Source organism: Telluria aromaticivorans (genome assembly GCF_013003915.1).
Classification (GTDB): domain Bacteria; phylum Pseudomonadota; class Gammaproteobacteria; order Burkholderiales; family Burkholderiaceae_D; genus Telluria; species Telluria aromaticivorans.
On sequence record NZ_JABAIV010000001.1, the window covers coordinates 492,867 to 509,146 of the forward strand.

Here is a 16,280-nt window from a genome sequence, read left to right on the forward strand (position 1 = left end):
AGCTCAGCGCAGCGCGGCCGTGACGCAGACTTCCACGAGGCATGCGGGGTTGGCGAGCTTTGCTTCCACGGTGGCGCGCGGCGGAGTGTGGCCCTGGGCGACCCATTCGTCCCAGACCGCGTTCATGCCGGGGAAGTCGGCCATATCGGAGATGAAGATCTGGCAGGTGAGGATGCAGGACTTGTCGCTGCCGGCTTCGGACAGCAGGCGGTCGACGTGGCCAAGGACTTCGCGCATCTGGCCGTCGATGTCCTGGGTGGTGTCTTCGGCGATCTGGCCGGCCAGGTAGACGGTGCCATTGTGGATGGCGGTTTCGGACAGGCGCTTGCCCACGTGGAGACGTTGGATTTCCATGGTTGCTTTCTTCTTTTCTAAAAACGGGGCTTGTTCAGCCCAATAAAAATTCGCGTGCGATGGCGATCTGCCCGGCCTGCACGAAAGTCGGCGCATGGCCGACACCCGGGATCTCGACCAGCCTTGCCTTCGGGCCGCGTGCGCACATCTCCAGCGCGGTCTGGCGCGACAGCAGGTCGGACAATTCGCCGCGCACCAGCAGGGTCGGGCAGCGAATCGCATCCCAGGCCGCCCACAGCAGGGACTCGTCGACCGCCGCGCGTTCGGGCGTGATGGCGCGGAAGGGCTGGGCCAGGCCCAGGTCGTAGTGGCGGACCCACTGGCCATCGCTGTCCTGGCGCAGCACGTCGTTGGCGAGCTTGAACCACTCCTCGTCGGTATGCGGGCCGAAGGACGTCGACACCGTGCGCACATAGGCCGCACCGGCGTCGAAATCCGGGAAGCGGATGTCCTGCCCGATGTATTCGCCGATGCGCTGCACCGCGCCCTGGTCGAGCACCGGGCCGATATCGTTGACGACCAGCTTGCGGACCGGGCTGTCCTCGAGCGAGGCCAGCACCATGCCGATCAGGCCGCCCATCGAGGTGCCGAACCAGTGCACGCCCGCCTCGTCACCGGTGGCGCTCACGCGCGCCACCAGCGTGACCATGTCGGCGACGTATTGCGGCACCGTATAGAAGTCCGGGTTGCGCAGCCGTCCCGAGCGGCCTCGGCCGACCACGTCGGGGCAGACCACGCGGTATTCGCCGCACAGCGCGCGCGCCAGGTGGTCGAAGTCGTCGGCCACGCGGGTGACGCCGTGCACGCAGACCAGCACCTTCGGGTTAGCCGGGTCGCCCCATTCCTTGTAGGCCATCCGGTGCAGGCCGGCGGGGGAGCTGCACTGCACGCTTCTTAATCTGGCTTCGGTCATCCCCTGCTCCGTCATGGCAATATTGTCGGTCACTTCATCGCAATGCATCATTTTACTTGGCGTTGCGATTAGAATTCTACCAATTCTGTAGAAGCAACCCGATCACCTTCACCTTGAGGATGCAATGAAATCGAGTATGTTAAGTGGGAAAACGGCCCTCGTCACCGGTTCGACCTCGGGCATCGGCCTGGGCATCGCCCGTTCGCTGGCAGAACAGGGCGCGAATATCGTGTTCAACGGCTTCGGCGACGCCCAGCAGATCGAGAAGCTGTATACCGACGCCGGCACCGAATTCGGCGTCCAGACTGCCTACCACAATGCCGACATGTCCAAGCCGGCCGAGATCGAAGCGATGATGAAGTTCGCGACGGATAAATTCGGCGGCGTCGACATCCTGGTCAACAATGCCGGCATCCAGCACGTGGCGACCGTGGAAGACTTCCCGCCCGAGAAATGGGACGCCATCCTCGCGATCAACCTGACCTCGGCCTTCCACACCACGCGCTTCGCGCTGCCGGGCATGAAGGCCAGGAACTGGGGCCGCATCATCAACCTGGCCTCGGTGCACGGGCTGGTTGGATCGAGCGGCAAATCGGCCTATGTCGCGGCCAAGCACGGCCTGGTGGGCTTCACCAAGGTGACCGCGCTCGAGAACGCGCACACGGGCATCACCTGCAATGCGATCTGTCCGGGCTGGGTGCTGACGCCGCTGGTGCAGAAGCAGGTCGACGACCGCGCCGCCCGCGAAGGCCTGTCCAACGACGCCGCGCGCAAGGCGCTGCTGGCGGAGAAGCAGCCGTCGGGCGAGTTCGTGACGCCGGATGAGCTGGGCGCACTGGCAGTGTTCTTCTGCAGCCCGGCGGGTGACCAGGTGCGGGGTGTGGCGTGGAATATGGATGGGGGCTGGGCGGCGCAATAGAAACCGTCGGGTGGGCGGCTTGTGATTCAGGCCACTGGCCTGAATCACTCCCGCCCGCGCGTTCAAATCACGGTGCTGCAGACCGTGAGGCTGTTCATCCCACTACTATCACCGCGTGGGGTAGACTGGGCCAATGGCCCAGGTTACGAGCCGCCCACCCTACGAAAACCATGCGATCACTGTCACGAACACTTGCGGTAACGGCTTTTATCCTGGCCGCTGCGACCGCGCACGCCGCCACTCCCCGCCCCATCCTCCTCACCGCCGACCGCGTCTGGACCGGCGACGGCCCACCGAAAACCGGCTGGGCGGTGCTGGTCTCGAAAGGCCGCATCGACGCCGTCGGCCCTTCTGACAAAATCGTGGTCCCGCCCGACGCCGAGCGCATCGACCTCCCCGGCAAGACCCTGGCACCCGGCCTGATCGACCTGCACTCGCACATCCTGCTCCACCCCTATAACGAAACCACCTGGGACGACCAGGTGATCAAGGAACCCGCCGCCTACCGCATCATGCTGGCGGCGAAACACGCAGCAAGCACCCTGCAGGCCGGCTTCACCACCCTGCGCGACCTCGGCACCGAAGGCGCGGACTACGCCGACGTCGGCATCAAGCGCGCCATCGACGAAGGCGTGGCGCCCGGCCCGCGCCTGCTTGTCGCCACCAAAGCCATCGTCGCCAGCTACAGCTATGGCCCGGCCGAACGCAGCTACCGTCCCGACATGGAACTGCCCTACGGCGCCCAACCCGCGACCGGCATCGACGAGGTGACAAAAGCCGTGCGCGAGCAGTCCGCACGCGGCGCCGACTGGATCAAGATCTACGCCGACTACCGCACCGGCATCGACGGCACCGCGCGCCCGACCTTCACCATGGAAGAAATGAAGGCCATGGTCGCCGCCACCCACGTCACCGGCCGCAAGGTCGCCGTGCACGCGAGCAGCGACGACGCGATCCGCATGGCGGTGCTGGCCGGCGCCGACACCATCGAGCACGGCTATGGCGCGTCGGAAGCCACCTTCCGGCTGATGAAGGAACGCGGCGCCGCCTACATCCCGACGCTCACCGCGCCGGAAGCCACGGGCGAATACTTCCAGAAGCATGTCCGCGGCGGCACGCCGACCCCGGCGATGCAGCAGGCGCAGCGAGCCTTCCAGCTGGCGCGCAAGGTCGGCGTCGTCATCGGCAACGGCAGCGACGTTGGGGTATTCGCGCACGGGACCAATGCGCGCGAACTGGCATGGATGGTCAAGCTGGGGATGTCGCCGCTGGAAGCGATGCGCGCGGCGACCACGGTGGCCGCCGCGATCCTTGGCAAATCGACCGAGCTGGGGCAGCTCAAGGCGGGCTTTCTGGCCGACGTGGTGGCGGTCGACGGCGACCCGACGCTGGATATCGCGGCGGCCGGCAAGGTGGGCTTCGTCATGAAAGGCGGCGAGGTTTTCCGCCGTCCCTGAGCCGCAGCGGTTTTTTACCGTGGCGTAAATATCTGATATAAGCCCTGCGGATATCCACAATAGAAGGCGCAGGCCGAATCCGTGAAGATGGCAGCTCTCGAACTTCTCTCAGAAGAGTTGCCATGAAAAAGCCTTTCTACAAAATCCTGTATGTCCAGGTGCTGTTCGCGATCGCCATGGGCGTATTGCTCGGGGTGTTCTACCCTGAACTCGGCACCAAGATGAAGCCTCTGGGAGACGGTTTCATCAAACTGATCAAGATGATCATCGCCCCGGTGATCTTCTGTACCGTCGTCGCCGGTATCGCCGGCATGCAGGACATGAAGAAGATTGGCCGCGTCGGCGGCAAGGCCCTGCTCTACTTCGAGGTGGTCTCGACCATCGCCCTGGCCATCGGCCTGGTGGTCGCCAACGTCGTCAAGCCGGGCGCCGGCTTCAATGTCGATGCCGCCCACCTCGACGCCTCGTCGATCGCCCAGTACACCGACAAGGCCAAGTCCCAGTCCACGACCGACTTCGTGATGAACATCATCCCGAACACCTTCGTGGATGCCTTCGCCAAGGGCGACATCCTGCAGGTGCTGCTGATCGCACTGCTGTTCGGCTTCTCGCTGTCGATGATGGGTGAGCGCGGCCGCCCGGTGACCAAGATGATCGAGGACTTCTCGCACGCCATCTTCGGCGTGGTGAACATCGTCATGAAGGCCGCCCCGATCGGCGCCTTCGGCGCCATGGCCTTCACCATCGGCAAATACGGCCTCGATTCGCTGCTGCCGCTGGCCAAGCTGATGGGTTCCTTCTACCTGACCTGCTTCCTGTTCGTGGTCGTGGTCCTCGGCGCCATCGCCAAGTTCACCGGCTTCTCGATCTTCCGATTCATCGCCTACATCAAGGAAGAACTGCTGATCGTGCTCGGCACCAGCTCGTCGGAAAGCGCCCTGCCCGCCCTGATGCGCAAACTCGAACGCCTCGGCTGCTCCAAGCCGGTGGTCGGCCTGGTGGTCCCGACCGGCTACTCGTTCAACCTGGACGGCACCAATATCTACATGACGATGGCGGCCCTGTTCGTGGCCCAGGCCACCAATACGGACCTGACCCTGATGCAGCAGCTGACCATCCTCACGGTGGCGATGCTGACCTCGAAGGGTGCATCGGGCATCACCGGCGCCGGCTTCATCACCCTGGCGGCAACGCTGGCGGTGGTCCCGACGATCCCGGTGGCCGGCATGGCGCTCATCCTCGGCATCGACCGCTTCATGAGCGAATGCCGGGCGCTGACCAATTTCGTGGGCAACGGAGTGGCGACAGTGGTGGTGTCGAAATGGGAGAAGGAACTCGACGTCGAACGCATGGACGCCGTCCTGCATGGCCGCGTGCCGCTCGGCGACGACGACAAGAACCTGGAACCGGTGCGCGCCGCTGCATGAACGCAGTCGCCCGCAGCAATGAAAAACGCCTGGTGTCCCCCGGCGTTTTTTTTCGTCCTGCGTCCCGGTCAGCCTATGCTGGCCAGGAATTCCTGCCACAGCGCTGCGACCGGCCGGTTGTAGGCCGCTTGCACAGCACCGGCGAAGCTGTCCCTGCGTCCCAGGCTGGCCAGCAGCTGCCGGAACGCGCCAGGGTCGCGGTCGTGCATGAAAGCGACGAACAGCCTGGCCTGGCTGTAATAGGTCGAAAACGCCATCCGTTCCGGCAGCACCAGATAAGGCCGCCAGAAGGACTGGGCATCGGCCGGCTCGAAATGCCGCCCGTGGCGGATCCCGACCAGCACATTGGGTTCATGGGCATTACCCCGCCCGCCTCCGCTTGAGGCCCAGGTGGCCAGGCCTTCCGAGAACCAGGCAGGCAGGCGCGCCATCGACAAGGTTCCTAGTTAGCTGCGCCAGGTGCAGGTGCGACATCTCGTGGGCCAGGATCTTCCCTACCCCGTCCGGATGGCGCAGCGCCACCGGCGACAGGTGCGCCACTCCGAATATCACCACCCCGGCCGCCCCAGGGCCGGCACTGCTGTGGCGCGAGAAGCTTTCGGCGCTGGCATAGGTCTGGACGCGCACCGGCGCCACGAAGCGCGAGAATTGCGCTTTCTCGATCGTGGCCAGCGCTGCGGGAAGCTGCGCCGCGACTTGCGCGGCAAGCGCCTCCGATCCCGGCTCGCACGCGATGCGCGGGTCCGGCGTGCAGGCGGTGAACGCCGATGTCGACTGCGCCATCGCGACGACGCCCCTGCCGATATGGCAACCGCCCAATGCCAGGGCGAGCCCGAGTACGAGGCAGGTATGGGCACGCTGCCTGGCTGGTTTGTTAACCACAAGACCTCCATTAAAGACCAATCGACCGCCGAGCATATTTCATATAGAACAGCTTGTCTACACGAAGCCGGGGAGCTGGCCTCCACGATATTCGCCAAGCATAAAGCACGCACAGGTCGCGCGAAAACTGTAGACACCGGTGTCTAGACATAATACTCTAGGCCTCATCCAACTATACATATGAGGACGCTCATGCCCCGCAAACCGGAACCCCCCAAACCCACCCCCGCCGAGCTCGAGCTGTTACAGGTGCTCTGGCCACTGGGTTCGGGCACCGCCAAGCTGGTGCACCAGGAAATGCAGAAGCACAAACCGGACGTGACCTACGCCACCGTGTTGCGCCTGATGCAGATCATGCACGGCAAGGGCCTGCTGGTGCGCGACGAGAGCGAGCGTTCGCACGTCTATGCGCCGGTGCATGCCCGCGACTCGATGCAGACCAATTTGCTGCAAGACCTGATGCAGCGCGCCTTCGCCGGCTCGGCCAAGGCGCTGGTGCTGGCCGCGCTCAAGAGCGGCATTTCGAAGAAGGAACGCGACGAGATCGAAAAACTGCTGCGCGAAGACCAACCTGGGGACAAGCCATGAGCGCCGCCGACATCATCGGCAGCATCGGCTGGACCCTGGTCCACTTCCTGTGGCAGGGCGCGCTGGTCGGCTGCGCCACGGCGGTCGCCCTCGCGCTGATGCGCAATGCGCGGCCGGAATCGCGCTACCTGGTCGCCTGCCTTGGGCTCGCCCTGTGCCTGGCCTGGCCTGCGCTCGAGCTGGTGCTGCGCCTGGTAAACGGCGCCGGCGGCGGCGGCGACGCGGCAGTGCTGTTCGCGGCGGGGCTGGTGGCGGGCACGCCGATCGACGACAGCTGGAGCCTGTTCCTGGGCGAGCAGCTGGCCTGGGTGGTCGGCACCTGGGCCGCCTGCGCCCTGGCCCTCAGCGTGCGGATGGCGCTGGGACTGCTGTGGATCGGCCGCGCGGCTGCCCACGAACGCCATGACCCTGCATGGCAGGCGTGCGCCGAACGCATGGCGGCGCGCTTCGGCATCGACCGCGCGGTTCGCCTGCGCATCGTGGAAGGCCTTGGGAGCCCGGTCACGGCCGGCTGGTGGCGGCCCGTCGTGCTGGTACCGGCCTCGCTGGTATCCGGGATGCCGGCGCACCTGCTCGAAGCCCTGCTGGCCCACGAGATGGCCCATATCAAGCGTCACGACTACCTGGTGAACCTGGGCCAGAACGTGGTCGAGACCCTGCTCTTCTATCACCCGGCGGTCTGGTGGATCTCGGGACGCATCCGCGTCGAACGGGAACAGGTCGCCGACGATTTCGCGGCACGGCAACTGGGCGAACCGCGGCGCCTGGCCCTGGCCCTTTCCGAGCTGGAGAAACTCCAGTTCTCAACCCACCACCTGGCCCAGGCGGCCAACGGAGGAGATCTTATGTCACGCATCAAACGCTTGATTCGCCCTGAATCGCAAACGCTGGGGCAGGCACTGAACTGGAAGGCGGCCATTCCCGTACTCGGGCTGGCGGCGATGTGCACTGCGGTGTTCGCCCATGCGGCGCCAGCCAAACTGGCCGAAGCCGAGCAGCCCGCCATCGCCAACTTCCGTTCGTGCGCGAAGCCCCAATACCCGGCCGAATCGATCAAGCTCAATCACACGGGCACGGTCAGCCTTGCCTTCCTGGTCGCAAAAAACGGCAAGGTCAAGGAGGCCAAGATCGACAAGTCGTCCGGCCATGTGCCGCTCGACGAAGCGACGCATAGCGCACTGGCCAAGTGCAGCTTCAAGCCGGCGACCACCAAAGGCAAGCCGGTGGAAGCCTGGACCAAGGTGCAATATGTCTGGACGCTAGAGTAAGGCTCCAAAACAAAACAGCCCCGCGAGGACGCTCGCGGGGCTGTTTTGTTTGCACGGGCGGCGCAGGCCGCCCGTTCGTGTCTTAAACCGCCGAGACGTCCAGCTCGCAGCCGGTGGCGGCCAGCACGGCTTCCTTGGTCACGCCCGGCGCCAGTTCCACCAGCTTCAGGCCAGCGTCGGTAATGTCCAGCACACCAAGGTCGGTGATGATGCGATCCACAACGCCCACGCCGGTCAGCGGCAAGTCGCATTTCGGCAAAATCTTGTGGCTGGTCGATCCATCCTTGGCGGTGGCGACGTGCTCCATCACCACGACCACGCGCTTGACGCCGGCCACCAGGTCCATTGCGCCGCCCATGCCCTTGACCATCTTGCCCGGGATCATCCAGTTGGCCAGGTCGCCGCGTTCCGACACCTGCATCGCCCCCAGGATCGCCAGGTTGATCTTGCCACCACGGATCATGCCGAAGGAATCGGCCGAGCTGAAGTAAGCCGAACCCGGCAGTGCGGTCACGGTCTGCTTGCCGGCGTTGATCAGGTCGGCGTCCACTTCGGCCTCCGTCGGGAAGGGACCGATGCCCAGCAGGCCGTTCTCCGACTGCAGGAAGACTTCGATATCCTTGGGGACGTAGTTCGCCACCAGGGTCGGCAGGCCAATGCCCAGGTTCACATAGAAACCATCCTGCAGTTCCTTCGCCGCGCGCGCGGCCATTTCATCACGAGTCCATGCCATGTTCTGTCTCCGAAGGGGGTCTTAGTTCGCGCGCACGGTGCGCTGCTCGATACGCTTTTCCGGCGTCGGGTTGTGGACGATGCGGTGCACGAAGATGCTCGCGGTGTGCACCTGGTCCGGATCGATCTCGCCGATCTCGACCAGCTCTTCGACTTCCACGATGCAGACCTTGCCTGCGGTGGCGACGTTCGGGTTGAAGTTGCGCGCGGTCTTGCGGAACACCAGGTTGCCGGCCTTGTCGGCCTTCCAGGCTTTGACCAGCGAGACGTCCGGCACCAGCGCACGCTCCATCACATAGTGTTCGCCGTCGAATTCGCGGGTTTCCTTGCCGTCGGCGACGATGGTGCCGTAACCGGTCTTGGTGAAAAAGGCCGGGATGCCCGCGCCGCCGCAGCGCAGCTTCTCGGCCAGCGTGCCCTGCGGGGTGAATTCGAGTTCGAGTTCGCCGGCCAGGAACTGGCGTGCGAATTCCTTGTTTTCGCCGACATAGGACGAGATCATCTTCTTGATCTGGCGCGTTTCCAGCAACTGGCCCAGGCCGAAGCCGTCCACGCCGGCATTGTTCGAAATCGCGGTGAGGTTCTTGGCGCCGGAGTCGCGCAGCGCTTCGATCAGCGCTTCCGGAATGCCGCACAGGCCGAAGCCGCCCACGGCGATGGTCTGGCCATCTGCAACAACGCCGGCCAGCGCCGACTTCGCATCAGGATACACTTTGTTCATACCCGTCCCTTTTATAGTTAAGCCCAGCAAAGCTCTTCTGTACTACGTCAACCCGGCGAACCTGCTGCGCGTTGCACTGTCGGCTTGCGATGCTCGCTGTACGCTTGTACAGCTGCGCTTCTCAGCCAACATTGCTGCCGCGCGCGACGGTTCTCCGATGTTTCCTCCAAGAGTAGAGTCTCAGCATAAAATACGCTGCTTCGAATGACAATACCGTAGAAATACTGGCAAGCCCCCGATTTACCGGCCAGTCAATCCAGATCAACCGAACCCAGCAGATGAACGCAGCCCACGCCATTGATTACGAGACGATCTTCCAGCAAGCCCCGGTGGGCATGTGCGTCTCAAGGGACCGTGTAATCCAGGCCAGCAACCTGGCCCTGGCGGCGATGTTCGGTTATGGCGAGGGCAAGCTGCACGGCCAGTCATTCAGCGTGCTGTACCCGACGATGGACGAGTTCCTGCGCACGGGCGACCGCATCGTGCCGATCATGAACGCGAAGGGGCGTTATTCGGACGAGCGCATCATGCGCCGCGCCGATGGTGAGCTGTTCTGGTGCCACGTGACCGGGCGCGCGCTCGATCCGTCACAGCCGCTCGGGGCCGGTGTGTGGACCTTCGAGGATGTGAGCGAGAAGCGGCCGGTATCGGCCGAGCTGACCCCGCGCGAGCGCGAGATCGCCGCCCTGCTGGTCGAGGGCAAGACCAGCAAGATGATCGCGCGCGATACCGACCTGAGTCCGCGCACGGTGGAGATGCACCGTGCGAGCCTGATGCGCAAGTTCGCGGCGTCGACCTCGTCGGAGCTGGTGCACAAGCTGGTTGGCGCGCGCTGAGCTGACCATACCGGCAGCCTGGGGCCCTGCCCTTGCCCGGGGTGCGACACCATCCGGGAACTTTCTGAAGTCGCACAATCCGCCGCTCTCCTGGTGAGGATTGGCCACCTCGAGTGCTCCGCCCTATCCCGTAGCCGTCATCGCGCGCAATGGGCCAAGTGGGGCATGGGCAGGCGACAGCTTGCCTGACGGGTCATCAGTAAATTCCCCGCAGGTGGTTTTCCAATACGTCGCAAAATCAAAGATTTCCGACATCACATTTCTATGAAAAAGTTGCGCGAAATTATCCTAGGAAATGTCACCAGTTCATTTGACAAAGGTCAATGTAGAAATAGCAGGAAAGTCAAAGATAGGACTGGAAATACGTCGACCTGCGCAACCGGGATTTGTCTTTTTCCCGATTACCGTGCTAACCGATCCTGACAAGAACGCCATTGCCCGGTTTCCAGGGCTGTTATCGAATATCGCGTACGCGGGCGATTGGGAAAGCGCAAGTTCAGGCCTCTAAAAACAATCAAAGCGATTCCGGCCGCGCTCTCGTGATGATTACATACTGCATTACCGCTAGCAAAAAACAGGGAAGATAGTTTTTCTGCCTGGCCATTCGCTTGACCATTCATCGAACTCTGGCGGATGGGGCCAGATCTACAGCGGGCGAAATGTCTGGCTTCGTTGCCAAGCGTTCGCGTCCCGTTCCAGCAGGGGTTCGTCCATACCTGCCTTATTCCTTTCGCCAGACTGGCAAGATGTCGAGAACAACATCCAAGCCAGACACACGGCGATGATTCGTTCCGAGCGCTGCTTGACGGACTACGAAGATGAAGAGCAGACAGGAAATTGACCTAGAGCTCGTCAAATCCGCACAGGCCGGCGATATGGCCGCTTTTGAAAGTCTCATGACACGCTACAGGACGCGACTTATCCGCTACTTATCGCCTATGGTACGCGATACGAGAGATACTGAAGATGTAGTACAGGATACGTTTATAAAAGTTTTCATGGCCCTCCACAGTTTTCGTGGAGAATCTTCATTTTCCACCTGGCTGTTCAGGATCGGGATCAACACGGCAAAACGAAGCCTGACCCGCCGCGGTCGTCGCATCCCGCAATTAAGTGAACCCGCTGTCGAGGGTGCCGGCAGCCAGCAACATTCCGAGGCCGATACCGATTATGAGACGCCCGAGGCGGCGATGGAATCCAAGCAGATCTTGGATATATTCAACACCGCTCTTTCCGAACTGCCCGCAGGGCAACGGGCCGCCTTCATCCTGCGGGAAATCGAGGGCTTTAGTTACGAAGAAATTGCCGAGCAGATGAATTCGCCTGTCGGCACGGTGCGTAGTCGCATTCACCGCGCGCGCGACGCGATCGCTGCGGCTTTGAAGGATAAGTAAGGCCCTGGCAGCCTGAGTGCCGGCAGCGGTTGGCAATCTCGAGGCACTTGCGCACGGCCATCACGCCGCATGCACATTCACGGCGCAACGGCGCCGCGAAGCGGATCTCCACCTACTCGACCGGCAATGCAAGGGAAAGTACTTGATTGGCAGGTGCGCGAGTACGCGGGCGTTCAGCGCCTTGTTGCCGCATACTCGTCCGTTGGATTCTCCAGGGCGACCGGTAAAGTCAGCGCAAACCCGAGGGTGACTATCCATCCAATCACTGTCCAGCCGGTCAGCGCGCAGGCAATGAAAATCCGGTCGGCGCCGCTGTAATTTCGCTTCAATGCCAGCACGCCAGGCAAAAGATAGATATAAAGAGCCGACCCGAGGGCGATTGCAACGATGTGAAACAAGAGCATGCCCAGCGCAGCCAACAGAAAGACGCTGATACGGAATAGTGCTAACACGGCGTTCCCCTGAATGTAAAATCGGCGCCGCCAACTTTCAGCCGGCGTGGGCGTAGTGAACTGGTCGCTCGTTGTCCATCTCCTCCGGGTCATACAGGCTCTGGCGGCGCATGCCGGCACGCATTCTCCTGGCGAACGCGCCTGCCGTGCCGATACCGATGCCAAGCGCTGCGGCGAAGGCGATGACGGCAAGACGCGACTCCGCAGGCTGGACAGGGATCACTGCTTCGTCGACGATCCGGACATTGGTCGACCGGTCCTGTGCGTCGACGCTCATCTCTTCGACGCGGCGCAGGACGGATCCATAGATATCTGTTTCAGACTTCAGGTCGCGTGCCCGACGCTCGAGTTCCGTTGCCACCCGGGGCACTCTCTGCATGTCGCCGGCCACCGAACCCGCTTCCTGGCCCAGGCCTGCAATCTGTCGATCGAGCGCGACCAGTTCCGGATGGGCATCGCCCAGCCGTACCCCGAGTTCGGCACGCTTTTGACGCAGTTCGGACAAGCGCGTTTTGGTCCCGGAATAGCGCGCAAGCTGCAGCTTCGTGTCCTCGGCCAGGTCGGCCGCACGTTCGTTGCGCCGGTAGGTCTCATATCGCCCCTCTGCAAGCTCGACGCGCTTTTTCAGCATCGGCAATTGCGCGCGAAGGATGGTGAGCGACTCGTTTGTTTCCTTGCCCTTCTGTTCACGCACAAAATTCATGTAGGTGTTGCCGAGTTCATTCAGGAAAGCCTGCGCCCGCCGCGCGTCGGTGTGCTGCAGGCTGACTTTGATAATGCCGGTATCCTTGCCAAGCTCGCTGACATGCAAGCCGGATGTGATGTCATCGATGGCGGCCACCCTCGGGCGCCGCGCCAGGACATACGTGGTATTTGGCGCGCCGCCCAGCTCGTCGATTCTCAAGGAAACCACTTGCTGGCCAACTGTCATTTGGTGCAGCCGGCCTATCGTCCCCGAGGAGATCGACCGGCTCTTGCGTTCCTCGATCCGGTACCGCCCGGGCCCGGTTTTCGTTACCCTGAACACCGTGTCGATCAAGGCTTCCGGCACTTCCAGCGAGCCGACCCGTATCGTCTCGTCGTTCCAGGCATACCCACCCCAGGCGCGCGACACTGTCGCCTCGCGGCGCGCGTTCCATCTCGCAATCGCCGGTCCGATCAGGGGGAAGTACCTGGGGCTTGCCGTGACATCCATTTCCAGTTTGTCGACCGCGGCGCCGACGATTGCGCGCGAGCGCAGAAGCTCGACTTCAGACATGGCGCGTTTGAATCCTGACCCTGGCGAGGCATACCCAAGCAGGCTCTTTTGCTCGACGGATCGCATGTCCGCCACCTGGATCAGCAAATTGGCTTCATACGTCGACGGCCTGGCATAGGCGTACAGGGCGCCAAGCGCCGTAATGGTCAGCGCCACGGCCACGATAAAGGTGCGATAGTGTACGACGACACTCAACTGCTCGGAAAAACTGATGGGCGTGATGACAGGTCCGACCTCGTACCGGTTGCCGGCCGGTTCAGATGAAACGATTTCATTCTTACCCATGTTGCTCTCCTTCCATCCACAAGGAATTGTTTGTGGAGGAAAATTGTGTAGGATCAGATGTCTGCCTTCACTAATATGCAGGTTAACCGGCAATCGATTAGTTCATTTGTGCTGCATCAAAAACTTGGGGCAGGTGCAGCTAAAAGAATGTGTTAGGAAACGAGATTTGCACGCAGGAGGCGCGCAGCATGCAGGGCGCGCCAGAGCAGCCGAGCGGCCTTATGCTCATCGGCAGGAGGATTTCCCATCCATAATTTAAGATTGCGGCGGCGCGCAAGGAGCGCCCGCCTGCAAATGGCGGGCGCATCCACTGCCAGGGCAACGGCGGTCCGGTAGACGTGAATCCGGTGAAGCGCGGTATGTCGCCCGAGCAGGCGGTATTTGTATTCGTAGGGTCCCCAACCGAAATTGAAACGTTTTCCACCATTCTCGATGGCATGGGTAATGCCGTAATAACAGCTGAGCGTGCCGAGATTGTAGCGATCGTAATCCGGGTGATGCGCGATGGTCAGCATCGTATACGTCGAGCCGATGCGCAACATGATCACGCCGGCACACAATTCCCCATCGATCGTGACGGTGCAGACGATGCCATAGCGTTTAACCAAGGCAATCATTTTTTCTGTTTCCTCGTCTGTGTGGTAACAGGTTTGGCCTTTCACGGACATCCTCATCCGGCTAAACTCGATAATCCGATGCAGGATATGGTCGGCCACCTTGACAGTCGCAAGAAACTCCTTCTTGACGGAAGCAAAATCGGACGTCAGCTTTTTGTCATAACGCCTGATTTTCGCGGCCATGTTCTTCCCGAGCATACCGATATATTCGGCACGACCATGAGGCAATGGCAGCGTGATATCTTCAAGGCACTCCAGGCGCTGATGTGGGAAGGCGAGCGCTTCGGTTGGCGCATCGACCGCGTACAGGGACAAGCGGCGGACATCGGGGTAATGCCGAAAAACCGTCTCGGAAAATCGCCTCAGCTGTATGGGGGAAATAGGAATCTGCTCGTTATATACGTGGACCTCGTCCTTGTCTTTGCGAAAAATAAACAGCGCGTCAATGTCGTCGCCGATCCGGGAAACATAGGTCTTTGCCTCTTGCAAGGGATAATATTGCTGGAAGCGCAGCATGGTCGTCATATGGCATTCATACAGCGACTCCAGCGCCGCTTCGGCAAAATCGGGAATGCCGTTCTCGTGGATGTGCGTTGTTGCATGCGTCTCTTCGCAAGGCCGGGCATGCTTTCCCGGCCAGATATTCAAGATCATGTCCTTGCTCCTTCGCTGTCATGGCGGCCTGCGCCAGGCCTGGCCTTACATGTTCCCTGCCCTGGGCACGCCGCGTATCCGCTGCACTTCCGCCAGCCCCCCGGCGGTAGTGAAGACTGCGGCGCCGACGGCGCCATACAGGCCCAGCTTCAGGCCGATACCCAGCCATAGGTCGCCTCCACCCGCCGTTGGGTAGAACGAGGTCGCCAGCAGGCCAATGGCGGCGGCTCCGGCCGTGATCAGAACCAGGCGCAGTGGAAACATGTCAGAAATCGATGTGCCCAACAGCCGCGCGATGACATGCAGGTTGACCGCTTCGCACAAGGCGAACGCCACCACGCTGCCCAATGCCGCGCCGGCCAGGCCGAAGCACCAGGCGCCCGCCAGGCTGGTCCCGACCGAGACGAGCAGGCCCGCGGCATTGATGCGCACCGCCAGCTTGCCGAGGTTGAGGATCGGCATTGCGTAACCGATGGCAAACGATTGCATCATGATCAGTACCAGGTAGGCGCGCATGACCGGCACCGCGGCAAGGTACTGCGCCGTATAGACGAGCTCGACAATTTCGGGCGCCAGCACAAACAGGGTGCCTGCAATCGGCACCAGCAGCAGCGTCGCCGCACAGCTCGCCTTGAGCAGGAGGCGATGAACTTCCGTATGGCTGCCAGAGGCGAATGCGGCGCTGAGCCGGGGCAGCATCGCACTATTGATCGGTTGGCGGATGAGGGTGGCGACGGGCAGGACGACTGCACCGATCGTCAACGCTGCAAAGGCCGCGCTCGGGAACATGCCAGCGGCGATCCACTGGTCGGACTGGACCCGCAGTCCATACAGGCTGGCTCCCACGGCAAACGGAAAGGAATAGCGAAGCTGGACTGCCATGAGCCCCGGCTCGCAGCGGACCCGCCCCCCGCCGGGCCTGGTCTGGAGGTAGGCCAGCGTGACGGCGACGCGCAATACGGTCTCCATGACGAGCGCGGCAACCACCCATGCGAGCTCATGGGTAAAGACGGCGGCCATGAAGATCAGCACAGTCCGGACAAGGGCGATACCCAGGTCCGCCGAAAACTGCCAGATGATCCGGCCCTCCGCAATCGCAAGGGTAGTCGTGATCGACAGCAGCACGGATAAACCCAGGAAGACGGCCGAGCCGCCATGCGTATCGTGGAAAAGCTTGTGGAGTAACATGCCGCCCGCCGGGTTGAGCGGGCTGGCGACGATGGCGGCAATGCAGCCCATGACGGCCAGGTACACGAGCACATTGCCGATCACCGCCCGTTTGCGTTCTTCCGGCGCCACGGGAAGGAAGTAATACAGCGATTGCGGCATGAACGTAGGCGCCAGCGCCAGCGCCGTACCCAGCATGAGCGTCAGGAACCGGTACTGCCCGAAAGTCGCAGTGTCGAGGTTGCGGACAAGGACGATAGGCACCAGGAATTGCAGGACGAATTCGACCATTCCTCCGGCAGTCAGCACTGCCGCGGATTTCCCGATGCCCATCTGGCGCGCCTGACCGGCCATGT

Annotated in this window: 17 protein-coding genes; 7 read left to right on the top strand and 10 right to left on the bottom strand. The window is 62.3% G+C overall.

All coding sequences use genetic code 11. The features are described from left to right. Window positions 1–3: 3 nt before the first annotated feature. Together HGB41_RS02230 and HGB41_RS02235 are read right to left on the bottom strand one after the other, a co-directional pair. Window positions 4–354 (bottom strand): RidA family protein, encoded by a 351-nt coding sequence (locus HGB41_RS02230; RefSeq protein ID WP_171080653.1) that lies wholly within the window; start codon window positions 352–354, stop codon window positions 4–6. A gap of 34 nt (window positions 355–388) precedes the next feature. After that, window positions 389–1,267: an alpha/beta fold hydrolase gene (locus HGB41_RS02235; RefSeq protein ID WP_171081897.1), complete on the bottom strand. Its 879-nt coding sequence runs from the start codon at window positions 1,265–1,267 to the stop codon at window positions 389–391. A gap of 124 nt (window positions 1,268–1,391) precedes the next feature. Here HGB41_RS02235 and HGB41_RS02240 point away from each other — a divergent pair, with 124 nt between their 5' ends. The 3 genes from HGB41_RS02240 (at window position 1,392) to HGB41_RS02250 (ending at window position 5,070) form a co-directional block, all read left to right on the top strand. Next, complete coding sequence (locus HGB41_RS02240) at window positions 1,392–2,186, top strand: 3-hydroxybutyrate dehydrogenase (RefSeq protein WP_171080655.1); 795 nt, start codon at window positions 1,392–1,394, stop codon at window positions 2,184–2,186. 170 nt (window positions 2,187–2,356) lie between these two features. Continuing rightward, window positions 2,357–3,643 (top strand): metal-dependent hydrolase family protein, encoded by a 1,287-nt coding sequence (locus HGB41_RS02245; RefSeq protein WP_171080657.1) that lies wholly within the window; start codon window positions 2,357–2,359, stop codon window positions 3,641–3,643. A gap of 122 nt (window positions 3,644–3,765) precedes the next feature. Beyond that, window positions 3,766–5,070 carry a dicarboxylate/amino acid:cation symporter gene (locus tag HGB41_RS02250; RefSeq protein ID WP_171080659.1) on the top strand — a complete coding sequence of 435 codons (1,305 nt, stop codon included), beginning with the start codon at window positions 3,766–3,768 and terminating at the stop codon, window positions 5,068–5,070. A 68-nt stretch (window positions 5,071–5,138) separates the two neighbouring features. Here HGB41_RS02250 and HGB41_RS02255 read toward each other — a convergent pair whose 3' ends face one another. Both HGB41_RS02255 and HGB41_RS02260 read right to left on the bottom strand, forming a co-directional pair. After that, window positions 5,139–5,501 (bottom strand): hypothetical protein, encoded by a 363-nt coding sequence (locus tag HGB41_RS02255; RefSeq protein WP_171080661.1) that lies wholly within the window; start codon window positions 5,499–5,501, stop codon window positions 5,139–5,141. Then, the gene (locus tag HGB41_RS02260; protein ID WP_171080663.1) at window positions 5,431–5,952 is read right to left on the bottom strand and encodes a hypothetical protein; all 522 of its coding nucleotides are present in this window, start codon (window positions 5,950–5,952) and stop codon (window positions 5,431–5,433) included. The genes HGB41_RS02255 and HGB41_RS02260 overlap by 71 nt, the downstream gene beginning before the upstream one ends. A 192-nt stretch (window positions 5,953–6,144) precedes the next feature. On the opposite strand from HGB41_RS02260, the gene HGB41_RS02265 reads away from it, so the two are divergent. Both HGB41_RS02265 and HGB41_RS02270 read left to right on the top strand, forming a co-directional pair. Continuing rightward, window positions 6,145–6,540, top strand: coding sequence for a BlaI/MecI/CopY family transcriptional regulator (locus tag HGB41_RS02265; protein ID WP_171080665.1), 396 nt, complete (start codon window positions 6,145–6,147; stop codon window positions 6,538–6,540). After that, window positions 6,537–7,808 carry a M56 family metallopeptidase gene (locus tag HGB41_RS02270; protein WP_171080667.1) on the top strand — a complete coding sequence of 424 codons (1,272 nt, stop codon included), beginning with the start codon at window positions 6,537–6,539 and terminating at the stop codon, window positions 7,806–7,808. Before HGB41_RS02265 ends, HGB41_RS02270 begins: the two co-directional genes overlap by 4 nt. A gap of 82 nt (window positions 7,809–7,890) precedes the next feature. On the opposite strand, the gene HGB41_RS02275 is transcribed toward HGB41_RS02270, so the two are convergent. Further along, on the bottom strand, window positions 7,891–8,541 hold the full coding sequence (locus HGB41_RS02275; RefSeq protein ID WP_171080669.1) for a 3-oxoacid CoA-transferase subunit B: 651 nt from the start codon (window positions 8,539–8,541) through the stop codon (window positions 7,891–7,893). 21 nt (window positions 8,542–8,562) lie between these two features. Further along, window positions 8,563–9,261 (bottom strand): CoA transferase subunit A, encoded by a 699-nt coding sequence (locus HGB41_RS02280; RefSeq protein WP_171080671.1) that lies wholly within the window; start codon window positions 9,259–9,261, stop codon window positions 8,563–8,565. Between the two features lie 278 nt (window positions 9,262–9,539). Here HGB41_RS02280 and HGB41_RS02285 point away from each other — a divergent pair, with 278 nt between their 5' ends. Both HGB41_RS02285 and HGB41_RS02290 read left to right on the top strand, forming a co-directional pair. After that, window positions 9,540–10,097: a PAS and helix-turn-helix domain-containing protein gene (locus tag HGB41_RS02285; RefSeq protein ID WP_171080673.1), complete on the top strand. Its 558-nt coding sequence runs from the start codon at window positions 9,540–9,542 to the stop codon at window positions 10,095–10,097. Window positions 10,098–10,915: 818 nt separating this feature from the next. Then, a complete protein-coding gene (locus tag HGB41_RS02290) occupies window positions 10,916–11,491 on the top strand; it encodes a sigma-70 family RNA polymerase sigma factor (RefSeq protein ID WP_171080675.1) in 576 nt (191 codons plus the stop codon). Between the two features lie 173 nt (window positions 11,492–11,664). Here HGB41_RS02290 and HGB41_RS23810 read toward each other — a convergent pair whose 3' ends face one another. The 4 genes from HGB41_RS23810 to HGB41_RS02310 all read right to left on the bottom strand — a co-directional run bounded on the left by HGB41_RS23810 (window position 11,665) and on the right by HGB41_RS02310 (window position 16,278). After that, a complete protein-coding gene (locus HGB41_RS23810) occupies window positions 11,665–11,943 on the bottom strand; it encodes a superinfection immunity protein (RefSeq protein WP_171080677.1) in 279 nt (92 codons plus the stop codon). Between the two features lie 37 nt (window positions 11,944–11,980). Continuing rightward, entirely contained in the window at window positions 11,981–13,486 is a 1,506-nt protein-coding gene (locus HGB41_RS02300) for a GNVR domain-containing protein (protein ID WP_171080679.1), read from the bottom strand. 152 nt (window positions 13,487–13,638) lie between these two features. Beyond that, complete coding sequence (locus HGB41_RS02305; RefSeq protein ID WP_171080681.1) at window positions 13,639–14,757, bottom strand: GNAT family N-acetyltransferase; 1,119 nt, start codon at window positions 14,755–14,757, stop codon at window positions 13,639–13,641. A gap of 45 nt (window positions 14,758–14,802) precedes the next feature. After that, a complete protein-coding gene (locus HGB41_RS02310; RefSeq protein WP_171080683.1) occupies window positions 14,803–16,278 on the bottom strand; it encodes a lipopolysaccharide biosynthesis protein in 1,476 nt (491 codons plus the stop codon). Between the last annotated feature and the right edge of the window lie 2 nt (window positions 16,279–16,280).